Origin of the sequence: Corallococcus sp. CA053C (assembly GCF_003611675.1) — a bacterium.
In the GTDB taxonomy this organism is placed as follows: domain Bacteria; phylum Myxococcota; class Myxococcia; order Myxococcales; family Myxococcaceae; genus Corallococcus.
This window is the reverse complement of sequence record NZ_RAWA01000294.1, coordinates 1-12,582: the sequence shown is the minus strand read 5'-3', so window position 1 is coordinate 12,582 and position 12,582 is coordinate 1. Positions and strand designations below refer to the sequence as shown.

Sequence of the window (12,582 nt, the reverse complement as noted above, 5' to 3'; positions counted from 1 at the left end):
GTGGGGTTCGGGGCGACGGCGGGCGGCACCTGGGCGGCGTTCCTGTCGGCGGGGTGCCTGGTGGTGGGGGTGGTGTCCTACGTGCTCGTCGAGCGGCGGGTCCCCACCTACGTGGTCCTCTACGTCGCGGCGGGATTGGCCTGCGCGGCGGGTGCCTTTCTTTGAGTGTACGAACATCAGCAGAGGTAGGAGTCGCGATGCCGAGCGAAGCCGAAGGGACATTCGAGATCGTCAACGCGCTGGGGCTGCATGCCCGGGCCGCGGCGCAGATGGTCAAGGTGGCCAACCGCTTCAAGAGCGAGGTCTTCATCGCGGCGGAGGGCAACCGCGCCAACGCCAAGTCCATCATGGGCGTGCTGATGCTCGCGGCGGGGCAGGGCGTCAAGGTGACCGTCACCTGCAAGGGCGAGGACGCGGAGGCGTGCCTGTCCGAATTGAAAAAGCTCATCGCGGATCGCTTTGGCGAGGCGCAATGACAGGTGCCGTTGCAGTTAGACTCCCCGCGAGGGCAGGGAACGAACCGTGAGCAGCCAGGCCACCCCCACACTCAGGTTGACGGGCATCGGCGCCTCGCCGGGCGTGGCGGTGGGCCATGCCTTCATCCTGGACCGTAAGCGCATCCGCACCCCCAAGCTCCGCCTGGCCGACGCCGAGGTGGAGCCAGAGCGGATGCGGATGAAGACCGCGATTGACCTGTCCGACCGCCAGCTCGCGGAGCTGAAGGATCAAATCACCCGCACGGAGGGCAGCGACCACGCCCTCATCCTGGAAGCGCACCGGCTGATGCTCCACGACCCCATGCTCGTGGACGAGGTCAACCGCCTCATCGTCGAGGACCGCATCAACGCGGAGTGGGCGGTGCGCCGCACGGCCCGGAAGATCAAGCACCTGTTCGACAACATCCCGGACGAGTACTTCCGCGAGCGCCGCTCGGACGTGGACTACGTGGCGGACCGCATCATCCGCAACCTGATGGGCCAGGTGGTGGACGAGGAGGTGGAGGTCCCCGCGGAGGCCATCGTCGTGGCGCACGACCTGCCGCCGGCGGACGCGGCGATGATGGCCCGGAGCGGCCGCGTCGCGGGCTTCGTCACCGACCTGGGCGGCCAGACGAGCCACACCGCCATCGTCGCCCGCGCGCGCGAGACGCCCGCGGTGGTGGGCGCCGGTCGCGCGAGCGAACAGATTTCGCCGGGCGACCTGGTCGCGATGGACGGCACGCGCGGCGTGGTGCTGGTGAACCCTTCGGAGGACCAGCTCGCGCTCTTCCGCGAAGAGCAGCGGCGCTACCAGGAGAGCGAGCAGCTGGCGCTCGCGACGAAGGAGCAGCCGGCGGTGAGCACGGACGGCTTCCGCATCCGGCTCAACGGCAACATGGAGTTCCTGGAGGAGATCCCCTCGTTGCTGGCGCACGGCGCGGAGGGCATCGGCCTGTACCGCACGGAGTTCATGTTCCTGGACCGGAAGACGGCGCCCACGGAAGAGGAGCACTACCGCGCCTACAAGCAGGTGCTGGAGGCGATGGGTGGACGGCCCGTCACCATCCGCACGCTGGACCTGGGCGGCGACAAGGTGCCGGGCAAGACGAAGCACGAGAAGGAGCCCAACCCCGCCATGGGGCTGAGGGCCATCCGCTACTGCCTGTCCAACCGGGAGCTGTTCCGGGTGCAGCTCAGGGCGCTGTTGCGCGCGAGCGTGCACGGCAACATGCGGCTGATGTTCCCCCTCATCTGCGGGGTGAGCGAGCTGCGTGAGGCCCGGAGCGAGCTGGAGGCGTGCCGCACGGCGCTGGGGCGTGCCGGGGTGCCGGTGGGCAAGCGCTTCCCGGTGGGCATCATGGTGGAGACGCCGAGCGCGGCGACCATCGCGGACCGGCTCGCGCAGGAGGCGGACTTCTTCTCCATCGGGACGAACGACCTCATCCAATACGCGCTGGCCATCGACCGCCAGAACCGCGAGGTGGCGTACCTCTACCGGCCGCTGCACCTGTCGGTGCTGCGCATGCTCCAGGGCATCGTGAGCGCGGCGAAGGCCGCCAACATCCCCGTGTCGATGTGCGGCGAGATGGCGGGCGATCCGCTCTTCACGCTGGTGCTGCTGGCGATGGGCTTCGACGAGCTGTCGATGACGTCCGGGCAGATTCCGGTGGTGAAGCGGCTGATGCGACGGGTGAGCCGCCACGAGGCCATGGAGATGCTCCAGGGCGCCATGGAGCTGACGACGGCGGAGGAGATCGAGCGCTACGTGCGCATGGAGATGGACCGGCGCTTCAGCGGCCCGGAAGGCTCGCTGCTGTCAGGCGGTCACGACGTGGATCCCGACTCGTCGCTGTAGGCTCCGAAGCAGGCCCCGAAGCAGGCTCCGAAACCCCCCGGACTCCGGGGGAGAGGGGGTCGCCGTTTCCAGCGTGGATGCATACCTTCGCCGGACACGGATGCAGGAGGCAGCAGCGTGTTCAAGCCAACGGACGTTCAGCGGGGGATGACGGTGCGGGACCGGGACGGCGAAGCGCTCGGTGGCATCGTCGCGGTGGATCCCCGGGGTTTCACCATCGGCAAGGGGCGGGTCTTCGAGAAGGAATACCCGGTGCGCTTCTCCGACGTCGCGGACCTGGACGGGGATGACGTCTACCTGCGCCGGGACCTGGCCCACCTGCCGGGCGCCGTGCTGGTCGAAGGCGAAGCGGACGAGGACGCGCCGGATGCAGTGGAAGCCGCGGACGACACCCTCAAGCCCCAGCGCCCGGTGGCCTACACGCACGACCTGACGGGTGCGCTGGTGCCCATGGAGTAGCGGGCAGGGAGCCCTTGTCGGGACCGGGCCGTAGGGAAGCGGGAGCTTCCTTGCGGCTCATTCGCGTTTGAGGATGACCCCGTCGTCGCTGACGGCATAGCTCGCACCGGCATCCATGGCCTCCGACCTGAGCCCGCAGCGCTCATCTTCCAGCGGCGTGAAGTGGATGAAGGTCATCTTGTCGCCGCGCTGGACCCAGGCGTCGTAGGTCGCGAGCTGGAACAGGCAGCGGGTCATCGGATCCGCGTCGCCGGGTGCCTTCCGTCCCGGGGGCATGAAGTCGTCCAGCGCGATCTGGAGGGCCTTGAGTTGTGGCCCCTGCAGAGTGGTGGACGCCGCCTTGCTCCACTCCGGGAATTGGATGCCCTGCGCTACCTCCGGAGGTGCCACGGGGGCCGGCCGGTGCAGGTGCAGGCATCCCGTCGCCGTGAAGAGCAACACTGCCAGGCCCATGTGCTTCATGTGTCCTCGCTCCAGGGGGCTTCGTCCGTGGACTGTACGGTCACTCACCACGCAGGTCGTCCGTGATTCGCTTCACGGGGACGAATTGACCGCCTTCGAGGATGAAGACGGTACGGCCCTGGAAGTCATAGAGGCGGATTTCACAGACGGGATTGAACATCAGCCGGAAGTAGTAGCGCTGCCTGCGCGCCTGGAGATCCTCGGGAGAGAACCCGGTGATGGCCGGGTGGCTGTGGTAGTCCGCGTAGATATCGACCGTCCGCGCATCGGGGTCCGAGACGAACTCCGGCGGCTTGCAGGATTTCCTTCCGCCCGGCAACGGCAGCGGATGGCTGAGTGTCGAGGGGTAGCTGGCGTAGAACGCCGACTCGAAGTTTCGCTGGTAGATGACCCCGCAGTACTCCTGCCCCTCGCGCGTATTTCCCGCCGTGGCTCCAGGCAGCTGCTTCACCACGGTGCAGAGTTCGGGCGCCAGGGTCATCAAGCTGTCGAAGGGGCCCACCATGGGACCGGAAACGACGAGGCGGCGCTGGTCGTCGAGCCAGAATCGGGCAGGGCCTCCACTCGCGCAGCCGGTCAGCAGGAGGATGAGCGTTGGCGCGAAGGCCCGCGTATGCGACGCGCGGCTGCATCGCGGAAGCAGGCGCCCGGACTTCATCGTCATCCGAGGACGCTAGCGACGGTGTCTGACACTCCACGGACGCGGCTTCACTCGGGACGGGAGTCCTCGCCATCCGCGGGGGACCCGTCCTTCCCATTTTCGTCCGCCCTGCCTCCGTGGCGTCCGTGCTGGGGCGTCAGCACCCGGGCCAGGGGCCGCAGCAGCACCAGCGATAGCAGCGCCAGCCCCACGGTGGTGCCCGCCGCCACGTACAGGCCCAGCCCGCAGGCCAGGCCCACCGCCGCCGTCACCCAGAGGTTGGCCGCGGTGGTGAGCCCCTTCACGGAGCCGCCATGGCGCATGATGACGCCCGCGCCCAGGAAGCCGATGCCCACGACGACCTGGCTCGCGATGCGGCTGATGTCCGCCCGCGCCCCAGGAGACGCGGACGGCCCCAGCACCTCCTCCGCGTACACGCTGGTGAGCGTGAAGCAGCACGCCCCCAGCGCGACGAGCGTGTGCGTGCGCAGACCCGCGGCTTGGCTGCGGGCCTCGCGCTCCACGCCCAGCACCCCGCCCAGGAACGTGGCCAACACCAACCGACCGATGAGGATGAGGGGATCCACGCTGGGGCGTGACGCTACTCGCCCAGGTCGATCTTCTCGTCTTTGTCCGCCTCGTTCAGTTCGGGATTGGGCAACGTGTCCAGCGTCGCCACCAGCAGCTTGTACGAAGGGACGACGTAGGGCTCCACGTCCGGCCCCAGCTCCTTCACGTACTGCTCCTTGCGCTCGCTGTACTTCTTGTCCTCCGAATCCCAGCTCCCCGCGGACTCCGCGGCCCACACCTCCTCGCCGTCGCGGCAGCGAAGCAGCTGCGCCTTCAGCGCCACCTCCGCCCCGTCACCCACGCGCTTCACCTGCGGATCCAGCCACAGCACGCCCTCGATGCCCTCCACGCACTGGTCCTTGAAGGTCGCGTCGGTGGGGCGCTCGGGCAGGGACGTGTTGGCCTTCACCAGGTAGTCCCGGTTCTGGTTCAGCCACTGCCGCGCGATGAGGCTCCACAGGTCCCCCACGTACTGCTGGCCCTGCGGGAACGGCTGCGTCACCACCGCCAGCCGCTTCACCTGCTGCCGGTCCACCGTCGCGTAGTCCGCGCGCAGGCGGTGGTTCTTCACCGTGCTCGCGCAGCCGGCCAGCATCATCAGGCCCAGCACCGGCGTCAGTCGCTTGAACGTCCCCATGGCTTGAAGCTCCCTTGAGAGAAACAGAAGTGGGAAACAGAAGCCCCGCGCTTCCCCTCGAAGGGAAGGCGGGGCCTGAGGTCCGACGCGGATATTAAGCGGTTCGCGCGCGCTGTCAGGCCGCGCGTGTGGAGGACGCGTCGCCGCCGGACGCCGCACCGTTCTGCTGGGCGCGGGCCGCGTCACGCTGCCGCTTGTCGTGCATGAGCTGCATCACCGCCGCCAGCACCGTGAAGGACACCAGCAGCGTGGTGATGAGGCCGATGCAGGCGACGATGCCCATGGAGCGCACGCCGTTGTGGCCGGCTATCAGCAGCGCCGCGAAGCCCGCGACCGCCGTCAGGGTGGAGGACGCCACCGCCGCGCCCACGCTGCGCAGCGCCACCAGCGGGGACGTGCCCTCCAGGAAGCGGTGCAGCAGGTACAGGCCGTGGCTCACGCCGAAGCCCAGCAGGATGGGCAGGATGATGACGTTCATGAAGTTCAGGCGCAGGTCGAACAGCGCCATGAAGCCCAGCATCATCCCCAGGCCCACCGTCAGCGGAATCACCGACGCCAGCGCCAGCTTCGCGTTGCGGAAGTCCGCGAAGTGCATCGCGAGGATCCACAGCGCGGTGAGGATGATGGTGAGCTTCGCGTCCTTGAGCACCATGCGCGCCAGCGTCGCGTACAGCTGCGTGGCGCCCGCGGCGCGGAACTCCTGCTCCACCGGCGCGCCCGTGGGCCCGCCGTCCGTGAACTTGCCCGGCGTCACCATGCCCTTGATGGAGCGCGTCTGGTCCGCGAACTGGAGCATCTGCTTGCCGTCCCACAGGTCCACGCTCGGGTAGATGAACGTGAGGTAGCCGTGGTTCTCCGGGCTCGTGCTGGGCAGGTGGCGGAACTGCGTGGCGTAGATCTCCGGCACGTGGTGCACGTCGAAGGGACGGGCCTCCAGCATCTTGAGGAAGATCTTCGCCTTGTCCTGCGTCTCCGGCGGCAGCGACGCCACGTCGATGTCCTTCAGCTCCGCCTGCCACTCCTCCAGAATCTTGGTGTTCGCCTGCGCGGTGCCTTCCGGCGGCACGAAGGTGAAGAGGCTCATCACCTGGGAGATGGTGGGGCGCTTCTTCGGATCCTCCGTCAGCGCCTTGTAGAGGGCCTCCGTCTCCGCCAGGTCCTTGGTGTAGATGGCGAGCGGGTCGCTGGCGATCTTGAAGCGCAGGTTGATTTCATCCTGCAGCACCACCGACGGCTGGTTGGCCGGCATCAGCGCGCGGGTGTTGTAGTTGAAGCGCACGCCGTACGGCAGGCGCGTGAGGAAGTCCGCGCCCGCGGGGGGCTCGCCGTCCTTCCACGGGATGGCCGCGCCGCACACCACCGCCACCACCACGCAGCCCACCGCCAGCACCAGGCCCGGACGCGGGATGCGCATCTCGTTGCCGGAGGCGTTGTTCACCGCCGGCGGCTTCATCACGCCAATCAACTTCTGCGGCAGCTCCGGGTTCCGGCGGCCCGCCAGCGCCAGCAGCGCCGGGCACCAGGAGAACAGCGTGATGCCCAGCACCAGCGTGCCCATGCCGGCCAGGAAGCCGAACTGGGAGAAGCCCTTGAAGTCGCTCACCATCAGCACGAAGAACGAGCCCGCCACCACCACCGCGGACACCAGCGCCGGCCTGCCCGCGTTGATGACCGCGTCGCGGATGGCCACGTCGTAGCGCTTGCCCGCGCCCAGCTCCAGGCGCGTGCGGAAGATGAAGTGGATGCCGTAGTCGATGCCGAACCCCATCAGGATGCCGCCCAGGATGGAGGTGATCATGTTCAGCTCACCTATCGCCACGTAGGTGAAGCCCAGCGTGTACAGCGTGCCCGCCACCGTGCCGCTCACCACGATGAGCGTGGGCGCCCACTTGCGGAAGAACGCGATGGTGATGGCGAAGATGGCGACCAGCGCCAGGATGGTCACCGGCTGGAGCGACTCCTCGATGGCGTACGAGTCGTCCACCGCTGTCTTGTAGGAGCCCGTGAAGCCGTAGGCGACCGTCTTCTTGTCGCCCATCTTGTAGTAGTCCTCCACCAGCTGCACGCCCGCGGCGTTCGTCTTGGAGTAGGCCGCCAGGTCCTTGCGCAGCTTCTCCACGTAGTCCTTCGTCTGGCCAATCTGGTTGGTGTCCCACATCGGCTTGATGAGGAGCAGCAGCAGCTTGCGGTCCTGGGAGATGTAGTAGTCGTCCGCGATGCTCTTGTTGCCAACGCTGGAGTACTTGTCGACCAGGTCCTGCAGGTCCAGCTTCACCGGCTCCGTCTTCTTGATCTCGATGTAGAACGGGTTGCTGCGGCGGATCTGATCCTTGAGGAACGCCATGATGCGGCGCTTGCCCTCGGCCAGGTCCTCCGTCTTCACGAACAGCACCATGTTCTGCTGCACGAACTCGACGGGGATCTTGTACGTGAGCGAGCGCGCGTGCTCCTTGTCCTGGCCCACCATCACGGCCAGGTCGTCCGCGACGCGCTTGAGCGTGGCCTCGTCGTCGCCGCGCAGCGCGACCATGAAGAAGCCGCTGCCGCCCACCATGTCGATGACGCGCTTGACGTCCTTCACCTCCTGGAGGTCCTGGGAGATGAGGTCGAGCTGGTTCGAGTTGATGGTCAGCTTCGACGTGCCCCACACGGCCAGACCGAGCAGCAGCAACAGCACGGTCATGACGGTGCCAGGACGCCGGACCAGCATCTCGGCGTAGGCGACTGCGAAGCGGGGCGGGGGATGCGAGGAGGGATTGCCGCTCATGGGCGCGGGACCCTATCGACAAACCCTCCCGCCAGGAAGCGGCGCCAGGGACGCCTGACCGCCCCTCCTGCACGCGAGGCGGGGCCCCCCTCCTCCCGGGAATAACCGCGCCTTACGGTCGCCCCTCAGTGCCCCGGGGGGACGACCAGGGGGACGGCCTCCACCGCCACCCCCTCTTCCCGGGGGGGAATGAGGAAGGGGCCGGGCTGGCGCAGGAAGCGGACCGCCACGGCGCCCAGGAAGCGCAGGCCCTCGCGCACGGGGACGTCCCGGGCGCGCAGGGCCACGCCCAGGGCCAGGGCGAAGGACACGCCGAAGTTGAGGATGCCGATGACGACCACCCCCAGGAGGGCCGCCAGGAAGTCCGGCGTCATCACCGCGGAGGGGCCCAGCGTGCAGCCCGCGAAGGCCAGCGAGCCGAACGACAGCGTGACGTGCCGCACGTCCAGCGGGAGGCCGAAGAAGCCGCCCACGCCCGGCGCCACGGCCAGGAGCACGCCCAGGGTGACGCTGCCGCCCACGCCGGCCGCGTGGTGCATGAGGGCGTCCGCCACGCGGCGCGCGCCGTGCTCGCCCAGGAACATGCGCAGCACGCGGTGGTGGGCCAGGGCCTCCGGCAGGCGGCGGTAGACGACGAAGTTCTCGAACCAGCCCGCGGCCACGCTGGACACCCAGAGGAGCACGCCGGTGAAGGCGGCCCACAGCAGCGTGGCGCTGTGCCAGGGGTGCAGGGACTCCACCACGTGGTGGGCCTTCTCCACCGACAGCAGCGAGTGGCCGAAGAGCACCTGGACGCCCAGCGCCAGCGCCACCGCCGTGGGCAGCACGCAGCCCAGGTTGCCCAGGGCCGCGGCCAGCTGCGAGCGGGTGATGCGCGGCACCAACGCCGCCAGCCGCTCCATGCGCCCGCTGCCGTCGCCCGGGCCGGCGTCCTCGCCCACCGCGGCGGCCAGCGTGGAGGCCGTCATGGACGGCTGCTTGGTGGCCAGCGTGAAGCCCAGGAACTGCATCACCACGAAGCTGCCGGCGTAGTTGAGCGCGGCGAAGAAGCCCGCGAAGAAGGGGGCCAGCGACAGCCCGCCCAGGAAGAACTTCAGCGCGGCGGTGAACGCGGTGAGCAGCCCGCCGCCCGCGGCCGAGTGCACCATGCGGTGGAACTCGCCCGGCGTCGCGGTGATGTAGTGCTCGCCGGTGTTGCCGGTGCGCTCGATGATCTTCCGCGCCAGCAGCCGCGCGTTGCGGCGCACCAGCGCGCGCACGGAGCGGTCCGCGTGCGCGTGCCGCAAGAGGTCCGACAGCAGCACCAGCGCCTCGCGCCAGCGCGGCTCGCCCCGGGTCGCGCCCAGCACGCGCGCGATGGCCTCCATCCGGTCCAGGCCGCGCCGGATGCGCTCCAGCCGGTACACCAGGTCCACGCTGACGCCCGAGTGCTCCAGGTGCCGCGTGACGGACGCCACCACCTGCCGGCAGTCCGACACGCCCTGCGCCAGGTCGCGCAGCGAGTCCTGCGCCCCGTCGCGCGCCAGCACCGCGTCACACACCAGCCGCAGCTTGAGGAATGGGGAGGCGCGGAAGGACAGCTCCGGGCTGCGGTCGCGCACGTCTTCCGCCAGCCCCAGGCCCGCCACCTGCACGCCCAGGAGCAGCAGCGCGTCCATCAGGTCGCCGCGCACGCGCGCGATGGGGGACGGGTCCGGCGGCGGCGGATCCCCGACGAGCGCCGTCAGCCGCGCGAGCAGCGCCGGGGACAGCGCGGCCAGCCACTCCGCGTCCTCCGGCACCGGGAACAGGCGCAGGAGCAGCTCCGACAGCTTGCCCGGCTCCGGCGGCGCGGGCAGCACGCCGCGCACGAAGCGGTCCGTCAGTTCGGAGAAGAAGCCGTTGCCGCCGCTCAGGCCCACCTGGGCGAAGAGCTTCAGCCCCCGGCTGCCCGAACACACCCCGGACACCAGCCGGGTGACGGACATGCGCAGCGGGGCCTCCGCCTCCAGCACGCGCACCAGCAGCGACAGCCGGGAGTCCGCGGGGGACAGCGCGGCGTCCTCTCCGTCCGTCAAGCCCTGGGCGGGGATGCGCTCGCGCATCCAGTGCATCCAGCGCTCCACCCACGCGAGGCGCGCGTCCAGGCCGTCCTCGGGGACCTCGGAGAGCAGACGGAACAGGTCCCGCACCGCGGGGTGGCCCGGAGCCCGGGGCGCGTGCTGCACGCAGAACGCATCCACCTCGCGCGCGGACGGCGCGCTGCGGGCCAGGCTCTGCTGAGCGGGGGAGGAGACGGTCATTCGCCAGGCGCTCGGGGGGAGGGGGACGCGGAGCCTACCCGGCCCGAGCCTCCCCCGGAACCCGGGGGAAGGCCGTGGGCCTGATCGCCTGGCTGCTCAACGCGACCCCGACTGGATTACTTCAGCTTCACCGAAGCCAGTTCGTTGTTCTTCGTCCGCATGGCCCCCAGCAGCCCGTCCCATCCGCCCTCCTTGAAGAGCGGACGCACCTGGTCGTCACGGATGCCGGTGAGCATGGAATCCCCGAGGACGGACACGTCCACGACCTTCCACGCGCTGCCCACCTTCTCCACGGAATACTTCAGCTTCATCTCCTGCTTCTTCAGCGGGTGGTTGATGAAGATGGTGGAGCCCACGAGCGCCTTGTCGCCCGTCACCTGCGGCTCGTCGTAGGTGATGGAGTCCAGGTTCTTGAAGTTCTCGCGCACCTTGGGGAAGGCCATCTTCGCGAAGAGGCTGTGGAACAGCTGGATGAACTCCTTGCGCTGGGCGTCCGTGGCCTTGGTCCACTCGTCGCCGAGCAGGAAGAGTCCCTGCTGCTCGCCGCCCAGGTTCTCCAGGGCCTTGAGGTCCTTCTCGTAGCGCACCGACTGCACCACGGTCTTCACCGGCTTGGTGATGGTGTCGTTGGCGGCCTTCGGCGCGGCGAACGCAGGCACGGCGAGGGTGAGGGCGACCAGGAAGGGAAGGGTGCGGATGCGGGCGTTGACGTTCATATGGGTGGGTGGCCTCCTGAAGAAGGGCGCGAGTCCTGTTAGCCCAGGGGAACGCCCCACGACGCACAAAATTCATCCGGCAGGCAGGCCCACCTCGTGCGTCGTGTGGGGCCGCTTTCGCGGGGAGACGACGAATAAACGGGCCTGTCTGGAGGTTTGACTCCGTTGCGACTGCACGTTTACTGTCCGCCCCCTGCGCTGCGTCACTGGATTTGCGCAAGCTCGAGAAGACATGCCTACCGACTTCCTGTTCACGTCTGAATCCGTCACCGAAGGCCACCCGGACAAGATCGCCGATCAGATCTCCGACGGTGTGCTGGATGCCATCATCGCCAAGGATCCGCAGGCGCGCGTCGCCGTGGAGACGCTCGTCAAGACGGGCCTCGCCATCGTCGCGGGCGAGGTGACGACGAACTGTTACGTGGACATCCCGAAGATCGTCCGGTCGACCATCACGCGCATCGGCTACACCGATAGCTCCATGGGCTACGACGGCAACACCTGCGGCGTCATGGTGGCCATCGAAGGCCAGAGCCAGGACATCGCCCGGGGCGTGGACAACAAGAAGGACCAGGGCGCCGGCGACCAGGGCATGATGTTCGGCTTCGCGTGCGACGAGACGCCGGAGCTGATGCCCGCGCCCATCCACTACGCGCACGCGCTGACCCGCCGTCTGGCGGAGGTGCGCCGCAAGAACCACCCGTGGATCCGCCCGGACGGCAAGAGCCAGGTCACGGTGGAGTACAAGGACGGCCGCCCGGTCCGCATCGACGCGGTGGTGGTGTCCACGCAGCACGCGGATGAGATCTCCAACAAGAAGATCCAGGAGGCCATCCGCGAGGACGTCATCCTCAAGGTCCTCCCGAAGAAGCTCATCGACAACAAGACGAAGTTCTTCATCAACCCCACGGGTCGCTTCGTCATCGGCGGCCCCATGGGCGACTCGGGCGTCACGGGTCGGAAGATCATCGTCGACACCTACGGCGGCATGGGCCGTCACGGTGGCGGTGCGTTCAGCGGCAAGGACCCGTCCAAGGTGGACCGCTCGGCCGCGTACATGGGCCGCTACATCGCCAAGAACGTCGTCGCCGCGGGCCTCGCGACCCGCTGCGAGGTGCAGGTGTCCTACGCCATCGGCGTGGCGGAGCCCGTCAGCGTGATGGTGGAGACCTTCGGCACGTCCACCGTGCCCGAGGAGCACATCGCGCGCGCGGTGCGCCAGACGTTCGGTCTGCGTCCCCGCGAGATCACCGAGCACCTGGACCTGCTGCGGCCCATCTACCAGAAGACCGCCGCGTACGGTCACTTCGGCCGCCCGGACAAGGAGTTCACCTGGGAGCGCACGGACAAGAAGGACGTGCTCCGCGAGGCCGCTGCCGCCGCTGGCAGCACCAAGACGCGCACCCCCCGCCTCAAGGCGGTCTGACGCACCCGGTTCCGGCGCGCTCCGCCTGAACCCCACGCGCTCGTCCCTCCCCGGGGCGGGCGCGTTTTCATTTTCGCCGGACGTCAGAGTCCGGGCGCACACCGGGTATGGCCTGTTAGGACACGGGCATGCCGACTCCGGGTGCCGCGTCTGGCTGGCGCATCGTGCTGCTCACCGTGGCCCCCGCCGTGGCGCACGACTTCACGTGGTCGCTGCGCGCCCGGGGGCACGACGTGGTGGCGGTGGTGGTGCCCACGGGCCTCCGGGGGCTGGGGCCGCTGGACATGGA

General features: G+C 68.9%; 11 protein-coding genes. 4 read left to right on the top strand and 7 right to left on the bottom strand.

Features of this window, described 5'->3' with window-relative positions; genetic code table 11:
- Positions 1-197: 197 nt before the first annotated feature.
- The 3 genes from D7V97_RS30295 (at position 198) to D7V97_RS30285 (ending at position 2,793) form a co-directional block, all read left to right on the top strand.
- A complete protein-coding gene (locus D7V97_RS30295) occupies positions 198-476 on the top strand; it encodes an HPr family phosphocarrier protein (protein WP_120614115.1) in 279 nt (92 codons plus the stop codon).
- A 46-nt stretch (positions 477-522) separates the two neighbouring features.
- A complete protein-coding gene (gene ptsP / locus D7V97_RS30290) occupies positions 523-2,334 on the top strand; it encodes a phosphoenolpyruvate--protein phosphotransferase (protein ID WP_120614114.1) in 1,812 nt (603 codons plus the stop codon).
- A 117-nt stretch (positions 2,335-2,451) separates the two neighbouring features.
- The gene (locus D7V97_RS30285) at positions 2,452-2,793 is read left to right on the top strand and encodes a hypothetical protein (RefSeq protein WP_120614113.1); all 342 of its coding nucleotides are present in this window, start codon (positions 2,452-2,454) and stop codon (positions 2,791-2,793) included.
- 57 nt (positions 2,794-2,850) lie between these two features.
- On the opposite strand, the gene D7V97_RS30280 is transcribed toward D7V97_RS30285, so the two are convergent.
- From D7V97_RS30280 to D7V97_RS30250, 7 genes are all read right to left on the bottom strand, one after another.
- The gene (locus tag D7V97_RS30280) at positions 2,851-3,255 is read right to left on the bottom strand and encodes a hypothetical protein (RefSeq protein WP_120614112.1); all 405 of its coding nucleotides are present in this window, start codon (positions 3,253-3,255) and stop codon (positions 2,851-2,853) included.
- A gap of 40 nt (positions 3,256-3,295) precedes the next feature.
- Positions 3,296-3,919 (bottom strand): DUF4329 domain-containing protein, encoded by a 624-nt coding sequence (locus D7V97_RS30275; protein ID WP_233583319.1) that lies wholly within the window; start codon positions 3,917-3,919, stop codon positions 3,296-3,298.
- A 44-nt stretch (positions 3,920-3,963) separates the two neighbouring features.
- Positions 3,964-4,482, bottom strand: a complete 519-nt coding sequence (locus D7V97_RS30270) for an MgtC/SapB family protein (protein ID WP_120614111.1) — start codon at positions 4,480-4,482, stop codon at positions 3,964-3,966.
- A 14-nt stretch (positions 4,483-4,496) separates the two neighbouring features.
- Entirely contained in the window at positions 4,497-5,102 is a 606-nt protein-coding gene (locus D7V97_RS30265) for an MXAN_6521/LA_1396 family lipoprotein (protein ID WP_120614110.1), read from the bottom strand.
- A gap of 115 nt (positions 5,103-5,217) precedes the next feature.
- Positions 5,218-7,869, bottom strand: coding sequence for an RND family transporter (locus D7V97_RS30260; RefSeq protein ID WP_120614109.1), 2,652 nt, complete (start codon positions 7,867-7,869; stop codon positions 5,218-5,220).
- 125 nt (positions 7,870-7,994) lie between these two features.
- Entirely contained in the window at positions 7,995-10,151 is a 2,157-nt protein-coding gene (locus D7V97_RS30255) for a site-specific recombinase (protein WP_120614108.1), read from the bottom strand.
- A gap of 116 nt (positions 10,152-10,267) precedes the next feature.
- Positions 10,268-10,867, bottom strand: coding sequence for an ABC transporter substrate-binding protein (locus D7V97_RS30250; RefSeq protein WP_120614107.1), 600 nt, complete (start codon positions 10,865-10,867; stop codon positions 10,268-10,270).
- Between the two features lie 232 nt (positions 10,868-11,099).
- On the opposite strand from D7V97_RS30250, the gene metK reads away from it, so the two are divergent.
- Positions 11,100-12,293 (top strand): methionine adenosyltransferase, encoded by a 1,194-nt coding sequence (metK, locus tag D7V97_RS30245; protein ID WP_120614106.1) that lies wholly within the window; start codon positions 11,100-11,102, stop codon positions 12,291-12,293.
- The last annotated feature ends 289 nt before the right edge of the window (positions 12,294-12,582 follow it).

Excerpts from the sequence above, each read along its gene's own strand:
- D7V97_RS30295 (WP_120614115.1), top strand. The coding sequence starts at position 198 with ATGCCGAGCGAAGCCGAAGGGACATTCGAGATCGTCAACGCGCTGGGG.
- D7V97_RS30280 (WP_120614112.1), bottom strand. The coding sequence starts at position 3,255 with ATGAAGCACATGGGCCTGGCAGTGTTGCTCTTCACGGCGACGGGATGC.
- D7V97_RS30275 (WP_233583319.1), bottom strand. The coding sequence starts at position 3,919 with ATGACGATGAAGTCCGGGCGCCTGCTTCCGCGATGCAGCCGCGCGTCG.
- D7V97_RS30265 (WP_120614110.1), bottom strand. The coding sequence starts at position 5,102 with ATGGGGACGTTCAAGCGACTGACGCCGGTGCTGGGCCTGATGATGCTG.
- D7V97_RS30260 (WP_120614109.1), bottom strand. The coding sequence starts at position 7,869 with ATGAGCGGCAATCCCTCCTCGCATCCCCCGCCCCGCTTCGCAGTCGCC.
- D7V97_RS30255 (WP_120614108.1), bottom strand. The coding sequence starts at position 10,151 with ATGACCGTCTCCTCCCCCGCTCAGCAGAGCCTGGCCCGCAGCGCGCCG.
- D7V97_RS30250 (WP_120614107.1), bottom strand. The coding sequence starts at position 10,867 with ATGAACGTCAACGCCCGCATCCGCACCCTTCCCTTCCTGGTCGCCCTC.
- metK (WP_120614106.1), top strand. The coding sequence starts at position 11,100 with ATGCCTACCGACTTCCTGTTCACGTCTGAATCCGTCACCGAAGGCCAC.